We start from the raw sequence: 17,888 nt of genomic DNA, 5'->3' as shown, positions 1-17,888 counted from the left end.
GGCGGCCCGTGGGGCACGGGATGGAGGCCCTTTATCTGGCCTCCGGCGGGGAGATGAGCCGCCTCGCCTTCGTGGAGGCCCTTATGATGGAGCCATGATCACCGCCTTTGTCCTCATCCGGGCCCGGGGAAGCCGCGTCCAGGCCCTGGGGGAGGCCATCGCCGAGCTGCCCCAGGTGGCGGAGGTCTACTCCGTCACCGGGCCCTACGACCTCGTGGCCCTCCTGCGCCTGAGGGACCTCGAGGAGCTGGACGAGGCCGTGACCCAGGGGATCCTGGCCCTGGAAGGGGTGGAGCGCACGGAAACCCTCCTCGCCTTCCGCGCCTACCCCAAGCGGCTTTTGGACCAGGGCTTCTCCCTGGGGCAGGGGTAGTGCCGGGGCCCTTCCGCTTTCTCCTCCTCCTGCAGGGGGGGCTTCTCCTCCTGGGAGGCGGGGGGATGTTCCTTTGGGGCTTTCCCATGGTGGGGAAACACCCCTTCGGGGAAACCCTCCTGGGGCTTTTCCTCTTCCTCGCCCTGGCGGGCCTGGAGCTCCTTTTCCAGCGCCTTTTCCCCGGGTCCTTCCGGGAAGCGGAGCGCCTCCACCGGGAGCTGGGCCTGGCCCTGCGGCAGGCGGGGGCGGGCCCCCCTATCCTCCTCTTCCTGGCCTTCCTCTCGGGGCTGGCCGAGGAGGTCTTCTTCCGGGGCTTCGCCCAAAGCCTCCTCGCCTTAAGGACGGGGCCTTGGGCAGTGGTCCTCCAGGCCCTCCTCTTCGCCCTCCTCCACCCCGCCCCCAGGAAGGCCCTGGCCTACACCCTCTACGCCGGGGCGGCGGGCCTCCTCCTGGGCCTCGCCTACCTCCTCACGGGAAGCCTCCTGCCTGGGGTCTTGGCCCACTTCCTCCACAACGCCCGCGGGTTTTACGAGCTTGCCCGCGAAAGCCAGCCCTGACCCCTCAAGCCCCCCTTTCCCCGCCCCCTCGGCCGAGGCCGAGGCCACATTTTCCCTCCCGGGCCTGCTATAATGGGTTTATACCTATCCAAAACGGCGCCTGGCCCTATGGAGGAGGGTCTTTCATGAACGAACTGGAGCGCATCCGCCGCCTTCAGGACCTCGAGGCCTACCGGGCCCTCAGCTGGGAGGGCTCCTTCGCCGACTACCTCCGCCTCCTCAAGGAGGACCCGAGGCCCCTGAGGACCAGCTTCCAGAGGGTCCACGACATGATCCTGGCCCACGGGGTGGAGGAGTACACCCTCTTCAGGGAGAAGCTCCTCCACTACCGCTTCTTTGACGACCCCTTTGAGGGGGGGAAGGACGCCGTCTTCGGCCTGGACAAGCCCCTCATGCGCCTGGTGGCCACCCTCAAGGCGGCCGCCCACCGCTTAGGCCCCGAGAGGCGCATCCTCCTCCTCCACGGCCCCGTGGGCTCGGCCAAGAGCACCATCGCCCGCCTCCTGAAGAAGGGCCTCGAGGCCTACAGCCGCACGGAGGAAGGGAGGCTTTTCACCTTTTACTGGAAGACCCCCGAGGGCCCCCTCCCCTGCCCCATGCACGAGGAGCCCCTCCACCTTCTCCCCCCGGAGATCCGGCAGGACTTCCTGGAGGAGCTTAAGGCCCTCCACCCCGACTACCCCTACCCCCTGGAGGTGGAAGGGGACCTCTGCCCCGTCTGCCGCTTCCAGATGCGGGAGGCCCTGGCCCGGCACGGGGGGGACCTCGCCGCCGTCTTGGAGGAGGAGGTGGGGGTGAGGCGCCTGGTCCTCTCGGAAAAGGACCGCGTGGGCATCGGCACCTTCCAGCCCAAGGACGAGAAGAACCAGGACGCCACCGAGCTCACCGGGGACATCAACTACCGCAAGGTGGCCCTCTACGGCTCGGACTCCGACCCCCGGGCCTTCAACTTTGACGGGGAGCTCAACATCGCCAACCGGGGGATCGTGGAGTTCATTGAGATCCTGAAGCTGGACGTGGCCTTCCTCTACGACCTCCTCACCGCAAGCCAGGAACACAAGATCAAGTCCAAGAAGTTCGCCCAGACGGACATAGACGAAATTGTGCTGGGACACACAAACGAGCCTGAATATAGAAAACTCCAGGCCAACGAGTACATGGAGGCCCTGCGGGACCGGACCATCAAGATTGACGTCCCCTACATCCTCCGGGTCTCCGACGAGGTGAAGATCTACCAGAGGGACTTCGCCAAGGTGCGGGGCAAGCACATCGCCCCCCACACCCTGGAGATGGCCGCCACCTGGGCCGTGCTCACCCGGCTGGAGCCCCCCAAGCGGGCGGGCCTCACCCTCATGCAGAAGCTCAAGCTCTATGACGGCAAGCTCCTCCCCGGCTGGACGGAGGAGGCGGTCAGGGAGCTCATGGGGGAGGCCAAGCGGGAAGGCCTCGAGGGCATCAGCCCCCGCTACATCCAGGACAAGATCTCTAACGTCCTCGTCACCAGCGAGGAGCCCTGCGTCAACCCCTTCATGGTGATGAACGAGCTGGAAGAAGGCCTCAAGCACCACTCCCTCATCTCCGACGAGAAGACGAGGGAGCGCTACCGGGCCCTCCTGCAGGAGGTGAAGGCGGAGTACGCCGAGATCGTCAAGAACGAGGTGCAACGGGCCATCGCCGCGGACGAGGAAGCCTTAAACCGCCTCTTCCACAACTACATTGACCACGTGAAGGCCTACGTCCTCGGAGAAAAGGTGAAAAACCCCTACACCGGCGCCCCCGAACCCCCCAACGAGCGCCTCATGCGCTCCATTGAGGAGCGGATAGAGATCCCCGAGTCCCGCAAGGACGACTTCCGCCGGGAGATCATGAACTACATCGGGGCTTTGGCCCTGGAGGGGAGGCCCTTCACCTACAAGGACAACGACCGCCTGCGCCGCGCCCTGGAGCTCAAGCTCTTTGAGGACCAGAAGGACACCATAAGGCTCTCCGCCCTGGTCTCGGGGGTGGTGGACCCGGAGACCCAGGCCAAGATTGACGTGGTGAAGGCCAGGCTCATCCGCGACCACGGCTACTGCGAGCACTGCGCCAGCGGCGTCTTGGAGTTCGCCGCCTCCCTCTTCGCCCGGAGCGAGCGATGAGGCCCATAGAGCGCGACCTCCTCCGCTTCAAGGAGATCGTCCGGGGGGAGGTGAAGAAGCGGGCCCGGGAGTTCCTCACCCGGGAGGAGCTCTTCGGCCAGGTGGAAGGCCGCCTCGTCTCCATCCCCCTGCCCCAGCTGGAGATCCCCAAGATCGTCCACGGGGAGCCCTTGGGGGAGGGCCTGGGCCTCGGGGGGCCCGGGGAGGAGGCCTTGGGCCCCGGGGGGCACATCCCGGTGGCCGAGCTGGAGCTGGAGGAGTTTTTGGACCTCGTGGGGGAGGCCCTGAGGCTTCCCCGCCTGAGGCCCAAGGGGGAGGGGGAGGTCACGGAGGAGGCCTTCCGCCACACCACCATCGCCCGCAAGGGGCCAAGGGGCCTCCGCCACGTGCGCCGCACCCTCAAGGAGAGCCTGAAGAGGGCCCTGCAAAGCGGGGAGTACCGCCCCGAAGACCCCCTTCTCGTCCCCGAGCGGGAGGACCTGCGCTACAAGGCCCCGAGGCGAAAGCCCATCCCCCACGCCCAGGCGGTGGTCCTCTTCGCCCTGGACGTCTCCGGGAGCATGCGGGAGGAGGAGCTTAGGCTCGTCAAGACCCTCTCCTTCTGGATCACCCTCTGGATCAAACGGCACTTTCCCAGGCTGGAAAGGCGCTACCTCCTCCACGACGCCGAGGCCTGGGAGGTCCCCGAGGAGGAGTTCTTCAAGGCCCGGGAGGGCGGGGGAACGCGGATCTCCAGCGCCCTCCTCCTGGCGGAGGAGATCCTCAAGGCCTACCCCGAGGCCTTCTACAACCGCTACCTCTACCACTTCTCCGACGGGGAAAACTGGCAGGGGGACACGCCCTTGGCCCTCGAGGCCCTGAAGCGCCTCCTCCCCACCCTGGCCCTCTACGGCTACGCCCAGGTCCAGGGGCCCTATGGCCGGGGGCATTTCCTGGACGATCTTCAGGAGAACCTGGGCGGGCAGGAGGGCCTCGCCACCGCGGAAGTCCGGGGCAGAGAGGACCTGCCCGCGGCCCTCAGGCGACTGCTGGGAGGCTAGGCCGTGCGGAAGGAGCTGCGCTTGTGGGCAGAAAGGCTGGCGGAAAGGGCCCGGGAAGCCAGGCTCACCTTCCCCCCCGTGCTCTTTGAGGAGGTGGGGCCGGAGGAGATGGCCATGCTGGCCGCCTACGGGGGCTTTCCCCGCCGCTACCCCCACTGGCGGTGGGGAAGCGAGTACCTGCGCTACCGGGAGACCTACCGCTACGGCCTCGGGCGCATCTACGAGCTCGTGGTGAACACCCTCCCCGTGCAGGCCTACCTCCTCAGGGGCAACACCCTCCTGGCCCAGAAGGTGGTCATGGCCCACGTCTACGCCCACGCCGACTTCTTCCAGAACAACTTGGCCTTCAAGCCCATCCCCAAGGACATGCTCTCGGAGATGGCCCACCACGCCGCCTACGTGGAAAGGGCCATGGAACGCCACGGGGCGAGGAGCGTGGAGGAGTTTCTGGACATGGCCCTCTCCCTGGAAAACCTCATTGACCCCCACGCCCCCTATGTCCAAAGGCCCCTGGGGGAAGAGGAGAAAGAGGCCCCCAAGCGCCTCCCCGTGCGCCCCTACCTGGACCCCTACGTGAACCCGCCCCCCGAGCCCCCAAAAGAGGCGGAGGAGGGGGCAAGCCCCAAGCCCCTCCCCCCGAGGCCCACCCGGGACATCCTGGGCTTTCTGGCCCAGCACGCCCCCCTCGCCCCCTGGCAGAAGGGGATCCTGGAGATCCTCCGGGAGGAAAGCCTCTACTTCGCCCCCCAGGCGGCCACCAAGATCCTGAACGAGGGTTGGGCCACCTACTGGCACACCAAGCTCCTCCTCCCCCTCCTCGCCCCGGAGGAGGCGGTGGAGTTCGCCGAAATGCAGGCGAACCTCCTCGCCCCCCACGGCCTGAACCCCTACCGCCTGGGCTACCACCTCCTTAAGGAGGTGGAGGAGCGCTGGGACAAGGGGCGCTTCGGCCCCGAGTACGAGGCCCTTCCCCTGGGGGAGAGGCTCCGCTACGAGCGGCCCACGGGGGAAGGGCGGAAGAAGCTCTTCCAGGTGCGCACCGTCTACACCGACCTGAACTTCCTGGAAGAGTTCCTGACCCCGGAGTTCGCCTTAAGGCGCGGCCTCGTCTCCCCGGAAGACCTCCCCCGCTTCGCGGAGGCCAAGAAGGCCCTCCTCTTCCGCCTCACCAACCTGGGCTACCCCATCGTGGAGCTTCTGGACGCCAACCACCAAAACCGCGGGGAGCTCCTCCTCGCCCACGCCTACGAGGGGGTGGAGCTGGACCTGAGGAAGACCAAGGCGGTGCTGGAAAACCTCCACCGCCTCTGGGGAAGGCCCGTCCACCTGAAGACGGTGGTGGGGGGGAAGGAAACCCTCCTTTCCGCCCCCTAGCGGAGGGCCCGGAGGTAGCCAAGAAGGAGGGCCTCGGAGAGCTCCCCCAGGTGCCGGGCCACGAGCCGCCCCTCCCGGTCAAAGAAGAAGGTGGTGGGAAGGCCCTGGACGCCCAAGGCCTGGGCAAGCTGGGTCTCGGGGTCCAGAAGAACCCACTCGGGAGAAAGGCCCCTTTCCTCCAAAAAGTTCTTCACCACCAGGGGGCCTTCCCCCTGGCTTACAAAGGCGAAGCGCACCTCCGGGTTCTCCTGGGCGAGGCGCACCATCATGGGAAGCTCCCTGCGGCAGGGGGGGCACCAGGTGGCCCAGGCGTTGAGGACCACCGGCTTCCCGCGGAAGCTTTCCAGGTTCACCTGCGTCCCGCCCAGGGTGGTGAGGGTGATGGCGGGAAGCCGGACCTCCCCCGCCCTTCCCTGACGGGTGAAGAGGACCCCCGCCACAAGCCCCGCCACCAGGGCCGCCCCCAAGGCGTAGCGCCAAAGGTGCTTGGGTAAGGTCATGAGCGTGTACCCTCCTCCGGCCAGAATACCCCACCAGGGATCAAACCCCCCTTGCCAGACGTAAAGGACCGAAAGGGGGTCCCTGGCGTAGACGGAAGCGTTCTCCAGCACAAAGCCGAGCCTGGCCCCCAAAAGCCCCACCAGGATGGCCCCCTGGGCCCAGGGGGAAAGCCTCCGGTCCACCTTACGGGCCAGGACCTCCGCCACCCCCAGCAGGGCCAGAAGGGCCAGGGCCACCTGCACCCTGGCCCAAGGCAGGGCGAAGGGCCCCACCTGAAGGGCGTCCATCACCGGACCAAGGAAAACCCCACCCGCGCTATGGCCAGAACCCCGCCCTCCACGTTGTAGAGGTTCGTGTAGCCCTTCTTCGCCAGGTACTCCGCCGCCTTTCGGCTCCGGTTGCCGCTACGGCAGTAGAGGTAGACGGGCCGGTCCTTGGGGATCTGGTCCGCCCACCGGGCCACCTCCTCCACGGGGAGGTTGATGGCCCCGGGCACGTGCCCTTGGGCGAACTCCCCCGGGGTCCTCACGTCCACCACCACCGCCCCGGACTCGAGGGCCCGGTAAAGCTCCTCCGGGCCCACGTTCTGGTAGCTCCCCTTGGGGCCGCAGGCGGCGAGGAGCAAAGGCAGGGCGAGGAGGCCGAGGAAGGCGCGGCGGGTCATGCTAGGCCTTCACCCCCACGGCCTTGCGGATGGCCTGGAGGAACTGGGAGAGGGGCTGGGCCCCGAGGACGCGCTCCTTGCCGTGGTTGATGATGGTGTCCGGTACCCCGTGGATGTGGTAGCGGTTGGAAAGCTCGGGGAACTCGTTGGCCTCAATCATCTCGCCCCACACCTTGGGGGAGGCGTAGGCCATGCGGTGGGCGGTGCGCACCGCCTGCGGGCAGTAGGGGCAGGTGGGGGTGACGAAGACCTGGAGCACCACCTCCTCGGGGAGGTTGTTGAGCTCCTGGACCACGTTCTCGGGGAGGCCGTGCCCGTCCCGGCCCAGCATCTCAATGTCCTCCAGGAGGCTTGCGAACTCGTAGCCCGCGGGGATACCCCGGTAGCGGAGGTTGATGGCCTCCGAGCCCTTCTCCCGCAGGATGAGGGTGGGGGCGGCCTCCACGTTGTAGACCTTGGCCTTCTCCTTCCCCTCGGGAGTGGCCAGGTCGTAGACCACGAGGTGAAGCTTGTCGGAGAGGGCGGAAAGCTCCTCCAGAAGCTGCTTGGTCTCCTTGCAGTAGAGGCAGGGCTCCTTGCCCGGGGCGATCAGGGTGGAGGAGTCGGTGAAAAGCACCATCTCCACGTCCCGGGTGAGGTTGGCAAGCCTCTCGCGCACGATCTCCTGTTCCTTGGGTCCCAAAAGCGCCATGGTTCCTCCTAGATACCCCCGTAGGGGTAATTCCATGGTCCACTATACCGGATGAAGCTGAGAATGTATAGAGGCCCAGGCCGTGGCCCCGGGGATTGACACCCACTACCCCCATGGGGTATATTGCCGCCGTACGGGACAAAGGTCCCATCCCGGAGGTGAAGCTATGGTCTTTCGCCAGATTTACGAAGAAGGGCTCGCCCAGATGAGCTACCTCCTGGGCTGCGCCGCCACCGGGGAGGCCTTGGTGGTGGACCCCAGGCGGGACGTGGACGTCTACCTGGAGCTCGCCCAGTCCCTGGGCCTTCGCATCACGGCCATCGCCGAGACCCACATCCACGCCGACTACCTCTCGGGGGCCAGGGAGCTCGCCCAGGCCACGGGGGCCACCCTGTACCTCTCCGACGAGGGGGACGAGAACTGGAAGTATGGGGGCCTGGAGGGCTTTCCCCACGTCCTCCTGAAGGACGGGGACGAGTTTAGGGTGGGGAACATCCGCGTCCGGGCGGTGCACACCCCGGGCCACACCCCCGAGCACCTCTCCTTCCTGGTGGCGGACGGGGCGGTGACGGACGAGCCCCTCCTCTTCCTCACCGGGGACTTCGTCTTCGTGGGGGACGTGGGCCGGCCGGACCTTTTGGAAGAGGCGGCGGGGATCAAGGGCACGGCCATCCCCGGGGCCAGGCGGATGTTCCGTAGCCTCAAGGAGAAGTTCCTCACCCTCCCCGACCACGTCCAGGTCTGGCCCGGCCACGGGGCGGGCTCGGCCTGCGGCAAGGCCCTTGGGGCCCTCCCCGCCACCACCGTGGGGTACGAGCGCCGCCACGCCTGGTGGGCAGAGTACCTGGAGCGGGACGACGAGGAGGGCTTCGTGCGGGCCCTCCTCCAAGGCCAGCCCGAGGCCCCCACCTACTTCAAGGAGATGAAGCGGCTGAACCGGGACGGGATGGCCATCCTGGGCGGCATCCCCCACCCGGGCCGCCTCACCCCGGCCCAGTTTGGGCGCTGGCTGAGGGAGGGGGCCATCCTCGTGGACACCCGGGACAAGTTCGCCTTCGCCGGGGGGCACCTCCCGGGGAGCATCAACATCCCCGCGGGGAAGAACTTCTCCACCTGGGCGGGCTGGCTCCTCCCCTACGACCGCCCCCTCGTCCTCCTCGCCCACCCCGCGGAGGTGGAAGCCCTCACCCGGGCCCTCATCCGCATCGGCCTGGACGAGGTGGTGGGGTACATCCCCGGCCTGGAAGGCTACGCCCAAGGGGAGCTGGAAACCGTTCCCCAGATCTCCGTCAAGGAGGCCAAGGCGCTTTGGGAGAAGGGGGGCGCGGTCATCCTGGATGTCCGGGGCCGGGACGAGTACCTCGCCGGGCACATCCCCGGGGCCCTGAACATCCACGCGGGCCGCATCCTCGCCCACCTGGACCGGCTTCCCAAGGACAAGCCCCTCATCGTCCACTGCGTAGGCGGGGACCGCTCCAGCACCGCCATCAGCGCCCTCCTGGCCCACGGCTTCAGGAACGCCCTGAACCTCACCGGGGGGATCAGGGCCTGGCAGGAGGCGGGCTACCCGGTGGGGAAGGGCGAGGAGCTGGTGGAGGCCTAAGGCCAAAAGGGAGCAGCCATGTACGAGACCCAGGTCAAGGACCTCACCCCAGAAGAGGCCAAGAAGCTCCACGAAGAGGGCGTGCCCTTCATTGACGTGCGGGAGGTGGAGGAGTACGCCCAGGCCCGGATCCCCGGGGCCGGGCTCCTCCCCCTTTCCGAGTTCATGGCCCGCTACGGGGAGATCCCCAAGGACACCCCGGTGGTCCTCTACTGCCGCACGGGCAACCGCTCCTGGCAGGCGGCGGCTTGGCTTGGCGCCCAGGGGTGGACGAACGTCTACAACCTCGAGGGCGGCATCGTCCGCTGGTACCGCGCGGGGCTTCCCGTGGACACCACCCCGGTGGAGGTGGGCTACGCCGCCACCCCCTTCCAGGAGGTGGGCCCCCACGAGGCGGCCAGGCTCCTGGAGGAGGCCTTGGTGGTGGACGTGCGGGAGGCGTGGGAGTACCGGGAAGGCCACGTGCCGGGGGCGGTGAACATCCCCCTCTCCACCCTGCCCCAAAGGCTTGGCGAGCTCCCCAAGGACCGGCCCATCCTCCTCGTGTGCAACTCGGGGAACCGCTCAGGGGTAGCGGCGGACTTCCTGGTGCAGCAGGGCTTCCCCGGGGATAAGGTCTACAACCTGGAAGGCGGCACCTACGCCTGGATGGGGGCGGGGCTCCCGGTGGAGCGATGACCCTAGCCCTCCTCGGCGCCCTCCTCATCGGGCTCTCCCTGGGCCTTTTGGGCTCAGGGGGGTCCATCCTCACCGTGCCCGTTTTGGTCTACCTCCTGGGGGAGGCCCCCAAGCAGGCCATCGCCGAAAGCCTCCTCATCGTGGGGGGGATCGCCCTCCTGGGGGCGATCCCCTACGCCTTAAGGGACCTCGTGGACTTCCGCAACGTCCTCTTCTTCGGCCTGCCGGGCATGGCGGGGACCTATCTTGGGGCCTGGCTTTCCCAGTTCGTCTCCGGGCAGGTGCAGCTCCTCACCTTCGCCCTGGTGATGCTCCTCGCCGCCTACTTCATGGCGAGGCCCCCCTCCTTGAAGCGCCATGAGGGCGGGCGCAAGCCCTGGAAGATCGTCCTGGACGGCCTCGCCGTGGGGGCCCTCACGGGATTCGTGGGGGTGGGGGGCGGGTTTTTGATCGTCCCCGCCTTGGTCCTCCTGGGAGGGCTTCCCATGCACCTCGCCGTGGGCACGAGCCTCCTCATCATCGCCCTGAAGTCCTTCGTTGGGTTCTACAAGTACCTCCACCTCCTCCCCGCCTTAGGCCTCTCGGTGGACTACCGGGTGGTGGGGCTCTTCGTCCTCGTGGGCTTCCTCGGGAGCCTCCTCGGGGGAAGGGTGGCGGTGCGCCTGCCCCAGGAGAGCCTCAGGCGGGGCTTCGCCCTCTTCCTGGTGGTCATGGGGGCCTACATCGTGGCCCAAAGCCTCTAGACTGAAGGGGTGCCCTTCCGCACCCTTTTGGCGGTCCAGGCGGAGGTCCGGCCCGAGGCCTACCGCACGGAGGAGGCCTTCCGGGAGCGGGTCTTCGCCCTCCTGGAGCCCTTGGCGGGCACCCCCGCCCCGAGGCTCGCCGCCTTCCCCGAGCTCTTCGGCCTCCCCCTCCTCCTCCACCTGGAGGGGGGGAACTCCCTCCTTCCCTGGCGGCGGGCGCGGCGGGCCTACGGGGTCTTCCACCGGGTCATGGCCGAGGCGGCCCGGGCCTTTGGCGCCTACCTCCTCGCGGGGTCCATCCTCTCCCCCCCCTACGAGGAGGAGCTCGCCCGGGGGCGCTTCGCCCGCACCTTCCTCTTCCAGAACCTGGCCCTCTTCTTCAACCCAGAGGGCCGCCTCCTGGCCCAGGTGCCCAAGATGGAGCTCACCCCGCCCGAGCGCTGGCTCAAGCGGGGGGCCTTCGGGCCCCACCTGGTGGAGACCCGGGCCGGACGGGTGGGGGTCCTCATCTGCCTGGACGGGTTCTTTGAGGGGCACCTGGCCCGGCTGGACGCCCTGGGGGCCGAGGTCCTCCTCCAGCCCTCGGCCAACCCCGCCCCCTGGGAGAGGCCCTGGCCCTGGGACCGGACGAGGAAGGAGGGGGAGGTGTGGCTCGCCTCGGCGAAGGAAAGGCTTCTGGGCCGGGAGCACCTAAGGCTCCTCCTGAACCCCATGCTCAATGGGAGGGTCCTGGGCCTCGCCTTTGAGGGGCGGAGCGGGATCTACGCCCCGGGAAAGGCCCTCCTCCTGGCCCAGAGGCCCACGGGGGACGAGGCCCTGCTCCTTGGGCTATAGCCTTTCGGGGAAAAGCCGGATGGGCACCCCGCGGATCAGGGCCCTGGCGAGCTTCTCCCAGGCCCGCCCCTTCACCTGGTCCTCCAGGTCCTGGCGCACCTCCTCCAGGGGGTAGCGGCCCGGGGGGACCACCCTCTCCAGGAGGATGAGGTGGAAGCCGTACTCCGTGCCCACCGGGGAAGAGACCTCCCCGGGCCTCAGGGCGAGGAGGGCCCGCTCAAAGGCGGGAATGTAGGTGCCCTCGGGGGCGCACCCCAGATCCCCCCCGGCCTCCTTGGAGCCCGGGTCCTGGGAGAGGGCCTGGGCCACCTCGGAGAAGGCCTCCCCCCGCTCCAGGCGGGCCAGGGCCTCCTTGGCCGCCTCCAGGGTGGGCAGGAGGATGTGCCGGGCGCAATAGAGGGTAGGGTGGCGGTACTCCGGGGAGAGGAGCCAGAGGGCCTTTAGGGCTGCCGGGGAGACGGCAAGCCGCTCCCGGTAGTGGGCCTCGAGGGCCTCCAGGGCCATGGCCTCGGCGAGGAGGACGCGGTAGGCCGCAAGGTCCGGCACCCCGGCCTCCCGCAGGGCCTCTTCCAGGGCCTTCTCCTCGGGGAAGGCCCCTTTTAGGCCCTCCACCCGGGCCTCCACGCTGTCCGGCAGGGGAAAGAAGCCTTTAGCCCGAGCCACCTGCAAAAGCGCCCGCTCCTCCGCCAGGGCCTCGAGGTAGGGGGCGCGGTAGGTGGCGAGGAGGGCCCGGGTCTCCTCCGTGTCGGGGAGGCCGAGCTGCCTCAGGGCGCTTTTGGCGAAGAGGCCGAAGCGGAGCTCAAACTGGCCCTTGGTGAGGGCCTCCTCCCCCACCTGGGCCACCACGGGGTCTTCCTGGGCCAGGGCCAAGGGGAGAAGGCCTAGGGCCAGGGCGAGAAAAAAGGCGCGCATGCCCCATGCTAGCATGAAGGGCGTGAACGACCTCATCCTGAAGGCGGCCCGGGGAGAGCCCACCCCCAGGCCCCCCGTCTGGTTCATGCGCCAGGCGGGGCGCTACCAGAGGGAGTACCGGGAGATCCGCGAACGCTACACCCTTCCCGAGATCGTGCGCACCCCCGAGGTCTGCGCCGAAGTCACCCTTCTGCCCGTGCGGCAGCTGGGGGTGGACGCCGCCATCCTCTTCGCCGACATCACCACCCCCCTCTACGGCATGGGGGTGGACCTGGACCTGGTGGAGGGCAAGGGGCCCGTGATCCACCGCCCCATCCGGGACGCAAGGGGCGTGGAGGCCTTAAGGCCCCTAAAGCCCGAGGAGGCGGTGCCCTTCGTGCTGGAGACCATCCGCCTCCTGAAACGGGAGCTTGAGGTCCCCCTCATCGGCTTCGCCGGGGCCCCCTTCACCCTGGCGAGCTACCTCGTGGAGGGGGGGCCGAGCCGCCACTTCCTGGAGGTGAAGGCCTTCATGTACCGGGAGGAAGCCCTCTGGCACCGCCTCATGGAGAAGCTCACCGAGGCCATGGCCCGCTACCTGAAGGCCCAGGCGGAGGCGGGGGCCGACCTCCTCCAGGTCTTTGACTCCTGGGTGGGGGCCCTCTCCCCCGCCGACTACCGCCGCTACGTGAAGCCCCACATGGAAAGGCTCTTCCGGGCCCTCAAGCCCCTGGGCGTCCCGGTGATCCACTTCGGCGTGGGGACCATGGGGCTTCTTTCGGACATGCGGGAGGCCGGGGGGGACGTCCTGGGCCTGGACCACCACACCCCCCTCCCCTGGGCCCGGGAACTCCTGGGGAAGACCCCCGTCCAGGGGAACCTGGACCCCGTGGTCCTCTTCGCCCCCAAGGAGGTGATCCGGCGGGAGGTGCGGCGCATCCTGGAGGAAAACGCCGGGAGGCCCGGGCACATCTTCAACCTGGGCCACGGGATCCTGCCCAAGACCCCGGTGGAAAACGTGCGGTATGTGGTAGAACTCGTGAGGGAGGCGAGCGCATGAACGTCCTCTTGATGGCCTACGGCACCCCCTACGCCCCAGAGGAGATAGAGCCCTACTACACGGACATCCGCCGGGGCAAGAAGCCCCCTGAGGAGCTCCTTCACGAGCTTTCCGGCCGCTACGAGGCCATCGGCAAAAGCCCCCTCAACGAGATCACCCTGGCCCAGGCCATCCGGCTCCAGGCCCTCCTGAACCTCGAGGCCCCCGTCTACCCCAAGCGCCTCCAGGGCCCCTTCCCGCCCCGCACCCCCCAGGGCCCGGCCCGGGTCTACGTGGGCACCAAGCACTGGCACCCCACCATCGGGGAGGCCGTGGCCGCCATGCACGAGGACGGGGTCAGGCGGGCGGTGGCCCTGGTGGCCGCCCCCCACTACTCCTTAAGGAGCGTGGCCGAGTACCAAGAGAAGGTGGAAGCGGCCCTAAAGGCCCTCCCCGAGCCCATAACCTTCGTCTGGGTGGAAAGCTACGAGGCCCACCCCGGCCTCATCGCCGCCTACGCCAGGAGGCTGGAGGAGGCCATCTGGCGCCTTAGGGACCCCAAGCGGGCGGCCTACGTCTTCACCGCCCACTCCATCCCCCTCTCCGCGGTGGAGCGGGGAGACCCCTACCCGAGGCAGGTGGAGAAGACGGCGGAGCTCATCGCCAAAAGGCTCGCCCTCCCCCGCTACCACGTGGCCTACCAGTCGGCCGGGCGCACCCCCGAGCCCTGGCTCGGCCCCGACATCAACGAGCTCCTGCGCAGGCTTAAGGAAGAGGGCCACGAGGAGGCGGTGGTCCAGGCGGTGGGCTTCCCCGCGGACCACCTGGAGGTCTTCTACGACCTGGACCTCGAGGCCCAGGCCACCGCCCAGGAAGTGGGCCTGAGGCTCCTTCGGGCCCGGAGCCTGAACGCCGATCTGGACTACATCCAGGTCCTAAAGGACCTGGTGGAGGCGGCGTGGCAGAGGTAGCGGTGGTGGGCGGGGGGTGGGCGGGGCTGGCCGCCGCCTTGGCCCTGAAGGAAGCGGGGGTGGACTTCCTCCTCCTGGAGGGAAGCCCCCGCCTCGGGGGCAAGGTGCGGACCCTGAAGCAAGAAGGCTTCCTGGTGGAAGGAGGCCCCGACGCCAGCGTGCGCTACAAAAAGGAGGTGCTGGAGCTCGCCCAGGCCCTGGGCCTAGAGCCCGTGGGGACGCTCCCCGCCAAGCCTTCCGCCTACATCCTCCGCCGGGGGAAGGCCCACCCCTTGCCCGAGGGGCTTTTCCAGGTGGTCCCGGGGGACCTCCGCGCCCTGGCCAAGACCCCCCTCCTCTCCTTTCCCGGGAAGCTCCGCGCCCTTTGGGACCTCTTCCTCCCCCGGGGGGCCACGGAGGACGAGGGCCTGAAGGCCTTCGTGGAGCGGCGGCTTGGCCTCGAGGTCTACCAGGCCCTGGTGGCCCCCCTGGCCGGGGGGATCTACGGGGGGGAGCCCGACGAGCTTTCCATGAAAGCCGCCTTCCCCCAGCTCTTGGAGCTGGAAAAGAAGCACCGAAGCCTCCTTTTGGGGGCCCTCAAGGCCCGCAAGGGGCGGGGAAGCCGGGAGGGGGGAAGCCTCTTCTTCTCCTTCCCGGAGGGCCTGGGAAGCCTCACCAAGAGATTGGCCGAGGCCTTGGGGGAAAGGGTCTTGCTGGCCACCCCGGTCCTGGGGCTGGAGCCTGCGGGAAGCCGCTTCCGCCTCCACACCCCAAGGGGAAGCCTCGAGGCCGAGGCCCTCATCCTGGCCACCCCCGCCCCCCAGGCGGCCGCCCTCCTCAGACCCTTCCTCCCCGAGGCCACGGCCCTCCTCAAGGGCATCCCCCACAGCCCCGCGGCCACGGTGAGCCTGGCCTTCCCCGAGGCGCTTCCCGTCTCGGGCCACGGCCTCCTCCCGGCCCAGGGGGAAGGGTACCGGGTGCGGGGCTTCACCTGGGTCCACAACAAGTGGCCGGGCCGGGCCCCCGAGGGGTGGAGCCTGGTCCGGGCCTACTTCTCGGGGGAGGTGGCCCGGCGCTCGGAGATGGACCTGGCCCGCCTGGCCCTGGAGGACCTGAGGCGCTTCCTGGGCCGGGAGGTGCGCCCAAGCCACACCTTCGCCTTCCGTTTCCCCGAGGGGATGCCCGCCTACCGGGTGGGCCACCTGGAGCGGGTGGAGCGCCTGGAGATGGCCCTCCTCAAGGCCCCCGGCCTCTTCCTGGCGGGGAACTACCTGGAAGGGGTGGGGCTTCCCGAGGTGGTGCGCTCCGGGAGGAAGGCGGCGGGGCGGGCCCTGGCCTACCTGGCCCTGGCCCCCACCCCTTGAGGCCCTTTTTTCCGGCTTCCTCCGCCTGACTGGAGCTCTCCAAGAGCCCGCGCACGGATTTTGCCTCAAGCGGCCCCTGGCTTTAAGGCCTTTTGGGGCCTCCATACTGGCCCGCCGGCACAAACTCCCCCATCCCCACCCGGGCGCAACCCGGCACGGGGTGGTATAACAGAAGCCAAGCATGCCCCCGCTTTCCCTTTGGACGTGGATCGCCCTGGGCTCCTTCCTGATGGGCCTCCTCGCGGGGCTTCTGGGGTACAGCAATCCTTACGTCCTCCCCTGGTTCATGATCGCCGTGGCCGTGGTGGCGAGCGCCTACGGCCTCCCCTGGGGCCTCCTGGCCGCGGGCCTCGCCGCCTTGGGCCTGCTCCTCTTCCCCGGCTTCCAGCTCATGGCCGTGGGGATTCTCCTCCTCTCGGCCTTCCTCGCCCACCGGCTTGGGGAAAGCCTCCGGCAGGCCCACCGACGGGCCAAGGCCCTGGCCCGGGCGCAAAGGCTCCTCGCCCAGGCCCTGGAGGTCATCCCCCAGGAGGAAACCCCCGAGGCGCTCCTGAAAGGCCTCCCCGATCGCCTCGCCGCCTTGGGGGAGGGGGGGCACGTGGGGGTCTGGGTGCCCGAGGGAAAGGGCCTCCGCCTCCTCGCCTCCCGGCCGCCCCTCTCCGTGGAGGTCATCCCCTACGGAGGCGTGGTGGGCCGGGCCTTCCGGGAGGGGAGGCCCGTGCACGGGCCTGACGTGCGCCGGGACCCAGACTACATCGCCCCCCCGGACCACAAGGCCCTCGCCGAGCTCGCCCTGCCCCTCCTGGAGCGGGGGGAGGTGGTGGCCGTCCTCAACCTGGAGCGGGACCGGCCCTTCCCCGAGGAACTCCGGGAGGGCCTGGAGCGCTTCGCCCAGGCGGTGAGCCTCCACCTGGACCGCCTGGCCGACCTGCGGGAAAGGAGGCTGCAGGCCGAGCTGGCGGAGAGGCTGCAAAGCGCCCCCACCCTGGCCCAAGCGGCGGAGAAGGCCCTGGCCCTCCTGGTGGAGGGGCTAGGCCTCGAGGCCGGCGCCTTCTGGGAGGTCCGGGGCGCCCGCATGGTGAGCCTCGCGGCCTACGGGGTGAAGGAGCCCTTCCTCCTAAAGGTTCTGGAGGAAGGCCTCCCTTACGGCGTGGGCCTCGCCTGGCAGGTTTACGAGACCCTAAGCCCGGTCTTCACCGCCCGCTACGCCGAGGAGGCCCGGGTGGTGCCCGCCCTCAAGGCCCTGGGCTGGCGCACCTTCGCCGCCCTTCCCGTCCCCACCCCGGGGGCACCCCGGGCGAGGCGGGTCTTAGTGGTGGGCCAGAGGGGGGAGAAGCTTTGGCGAAGGAGCGAGGTGGAGCTCCTCCTCCTGGCCGCCCGCACCCTGGGCCTGGGCCTGGAGCGTCTCCAGGAAACGGAGCGGCACCAGGGGGTGAACCGCCTCTTCCTGGAACTTCTGGAAAAACCCCTGGAGGAGCTTTACCAGGAGGTCCTTGAAGAGGCCATCCGCCAGGTGCCCGGGTCCGAGGCGGGAAGCCTCCTGGTGCTGGAGGAGGGGGCCTACCGCTACCGGGCGGCGGTGGGGTACGACCTGGAGGGGCTTAGGGCCATCTCCTTCACCCCCGAGGGCATGCTCCTCTGGTACGGCCGCCCCGAGGAGGGGGCCAAGCGGGGGGAGCCCCGCCTCATGAGCCTGGCGGAGCGCCCCATCGCCAAGATCAGCCATGAAACCGCTCCCCCCGAGGTCATAGACCGGGCGGGGAAGGCCCAGGAGATCCAGGCCAACCTCTGCCTCCCCGTCCCTTACAAGGGCGAGGTCCTGGCCTACCTAAACCTGGACAACCTCCACGACCCCCTGGCCTTCGGGGAGGACTCCTTGGGCGTGGCCCGCTTCTTCGCCGCCCCCCTCGCCACCCTGCTCCACGAAAGCCGCACCCGGAAGCTCCTGGAGGAGGCCGCCCTCACCGACCCCCTCACGGGCCTGCCCAACCGCCGGGCCTTTGACCGCTTCCTGCTGGAAGAGCTCAAGCGGGCGGAGCGCTACGGCTACCCCCTCGCCCTCGCGGTCATGGACCTGAGGGGCTTCAAGCAGGTGAACGATCGCCTGGGCCACGCGGTGGGCGACCTCGCCCTCACGAAGGTGGCGGAGGCCCTGGAGGGGCAAAGGCGGAACGGGGACCGGATCTTCCGCTGGGGCGGGGACGAGTTCGCGGCCCTCTTCCCCCACACCGGGAAGGAAGGGGCCCTAAGGGCCGCCTTCCGCTACGCCCGGGCCATAGAAGCCCTCTGCTTTAACGGGCTTTGCCTCGGGGTCAACATCGGCCTCGCCGCCTTCCCCGAGGACGGCAGGACCCCCGACGAGCTCCTCTCCGCCGCCGACACCCGCATGTACCAGGCCAAGGCCCAGGGGCTTTCCGTCCTCGCCTGACCCAGGCCCGGTGTAGACTA

The 17,888-nt window shown here is 69.1% G+C and carries 17 protein-coding genes; 13 read left to right on the top strand and 4 right to left on the bottom strand.

Going from position 1 to position 17,888, the window contains the following annotated elements; translation table 11 throughout:
- The first annotated feature begins 94 nt into the window (after positions 1-94).
- The 5 genes from BLP62_RS01995 (at position 95) to BLP62_RS01975 (ending at position 5,482) form a co-directional block, all read left to right on the top strand.
- Positions 95-373: an Lrp/AsnC family transcriptional regulator gene (locus BLP62_RS01995; protein WP_093005340.1), complete on the top strand. Its 279-nt coding sequence runs from the start codon at positions 95-97 to the stop codon at positions 371-373.
- The gene (locus tag BLP62_RS01990; protein ID WP_093005338.1) at positions 373-930 is read left to right on the top strand and encodes a CPBP family intramembrane glutamic endopeptidase; all 558 of its coding nucleotides are present in this window, start codon (positions 373-375) and stop codon (positions 928-930) included. The genes BLP62_RS01995 and BLP62_RS01990 overlap by 1 nt, the downstream gene beginning before the upstream one ends.
- A 125-nt stretch (positions 931-1,055) precedes the next feature.
- Positions 1,056-3,068: a PrkA family serine protein kinase gene (locus BLP62_RS01985; RefSeq protein WP_093005336.1), complete on the top strand. Its 2,013-nt coding sequence runs from the start codon at positions 1,056-1,058 to the stop codon at positions 3,066-3,068.
- A complete protein-coding gene (locus tag BLP62_RS01980) occupies positions 3,065-4,108 on the top strand; it encodes a DUF444 family protein (RefSeq protein WP_093005334.1) in 1,044 nt (347 codons plus the stop codon). The genes BLP62_RS01985 and BLP62_RS01980 overlap by 4 nt, the downstream gene beginning before the upstream one ends.
- Before the next feature lie 3 nt (positions 4,109-4,111).
- Positions 4,112-5,482: a SpoVR family protein gene (locus tag BLP62_RS01975; RefSeq protein ID WP_093005332.1), complete on the top strand. Its 1,371-nt coding sequence runs from the start codon at positions 4,112-4,114 to the stop codon at positions 5,480-5,482.
- On the opposite strand, the gene BLP62_RS01970 is transcribed toward BLP62_RS01975, so the two are convergent.
- The 3 genes from BLP62_RS01970 to pdo are packed head-to-tail and all read right to left on the bottom strand — an operon-like array spanning position 5,479 to position 7,338.
- A complete protein-coding gene (locus BLP62_RS01970) occupies positions 5,479-6,270 on the bottom strand; it encodes a TlpA family protein disulfide reductase (RefSeq protein ID WP_093005330.1) in 792 nt (263 codons plus the stop codon). The genes BLP62_RS01975 and BLP62_RS01970 overlap by 4 nt on opposite strands.
- Positions 6,270-6,647, bottom strand: a complete 378-nt coding sequence (locus BLP62_RS01965; RefSeq protein ID WP_093005328.1) for a rhodanese-like domain-containing protein — start codon at positions 6,645-6,647, stop codon at positions 6,270-6,272. The genes BLP62_RS01970 and BLP62_RS01965 overlap by 1 nt, the downstream gene beginning before the upstream one ends.
- Position 6,648: 1 nt before the next feature.
- Complete coding sequence (pdo, locus tag BLP62_RS01960) at positions 6,649-7,338, bottom strand: protein disulfide oxidoreductase (protein ID WP_093005326.1); 690 nt, start codon at positions 7,336-7,338, stop codon at positions 6,649-6,651.
- Positions 7,339-7,504: 166 nt separating this feature from the next.
- Here pdo and BLP62_RS01955 point away from each other — a divergent pair, with 166 nt between their 5' ends.
- From BLP62_RS01955 to BLP62_RS01940, 4 genes are read left to right on the top strand one after another with little or no spacing between them, the layout of a single operon-like run.
- Entirely contained in the window at positions 7,505-8,941 is a 1,437-nt protein-coding gene (locus BLP62_RS01955) for an MBL fold metallo-hydrolase (protein ID WP_093005324.1), read from the top strand.
- An 18-nt stretch (positions 8,942-8,959) separates the two neighbouring features.
- On the top strand, positions 8,960-9,619 hold the full coding sequence (locus tag BLP62_RS01950; protein WP_093005322.1) for a rhodanese-like domain-containing protein: 660 nt from the start codon (positions 8,960-8,962) through the stop codon (positions 9,617-9,619).
- Positions 9,616-10,362, top strand: a complete 747-nt coding sequence (locus BLP62_RS01945) for a sulfite exporter TauE/SafE family protein (RefSeq protein ID WP_093005320.1) — start codon at positions 9,616-9,618, stop codon at positions 10,360-10,362. The genes BLP62_RS01950 and BLP62_RS01945 overlap by 4 nt, the downstream gene beginning before the upstream one ends.
- A gap of 9 nt (positions 10,363-10,371) precedes the next feature.
- Positions 10,372-11,196 (top strand): nitrilase-related carbon-nitrogen hydrolase, encoded by an 825-nt coding sequence (locus BLP62_RS01940; protein ID WP_093005318.1) that lies wholly within the window; start codon positions 10,372-10,374, stop codon positions 11,194-11,196.
- Here BLP62_RS01940 and BLP62_RS01935 read toward each other — a convergent pair.
- Positions 11,191-12,108, bottom strand: a complete 918-nt coding sequence (locus BLP62_RS01935) for a peptidylprolyl isomerase (protein ID WP_093005316.1) — start codon at positions 12,106-12,108, stop codon at positions 11,191-11,193. The genes BLP62_RS01940 and BLP62_RS01935 overlap by 6 nt on opposite strands.
- 13 nt (positions 12,109-12,121) lie before the next feature.
- Between BLP62_RS01935 and hemE the strand changes: the two genes are divergently transcribed.
- The 4 genes from hemE (at position 12,122) to BLP62_RS01915 (ending at position 17,868) form a co-directional block, all read left to right on the top strand.
- On the top strand, positions 12,122-13,147 hold the full coding sequence (hemE, locus tag BLP62_RS01930; RefSeq protein ID WP_093005314.1) for a uroporphyrinogen decarboxylase: 1,026 nt from the start codon (positions 12,122-12,124) through the stop codon (positions 13,145-13,147).
- A complete protein-coding gene (gene hemH, locus BLP62_RS01925) occupies positions 13,144-14,097 on the top strand; it encodes a ferrochelatase (RefSeq protein WP_093005312.1) in 954 nt (317 codons plus the stop codon). Before hemE ends, hemH begins: the two co-directional genes overlap by 4 nt.
- Positions 14,085-15,440 carry a protoporphyrinogen oxidase gene (hemG, locus tag BLP62_RS01920; RefSeq protein ID WP_093005310.1) on the top strand — a complete coding sequence of 452 codons (1,356 nt, stop codon included), beginning with the start codon at positions 14,085-14,087 and terminating at the stop codon, positions 15,438-15,440. The genes hemH and hemG overlap by 13 nt, the downstream gene beginning before the upstream one ends.
- A gap of 229 nt (positions 15,441-15,669) precedes the next feature.
- A complete protein-coding gene (locus BLP62_RS01915) occupies positions 15,670-17,868 on the top strand; it encodes a diguanylate cyclase domain-containing protein (RefSeq protein ID WP_241374121.1) in 2,199 nt (732 codons plus the stop codon).
- Positions 17,869-17,888: the final 20 nt, after the last annotated feature.

It is taken from the genome of Thermus arciformis (genome assembly GCF_900102145.1).
Classification (GTDB): domain Bacteria; phylum Deinococcota; class Deinococci; order Deinococcales; family Thermaceae; genus Thermus; species Thermus arciformis.
This window is presented reverse-complemented; position numbering and strand designations above follow the sequence as displayed.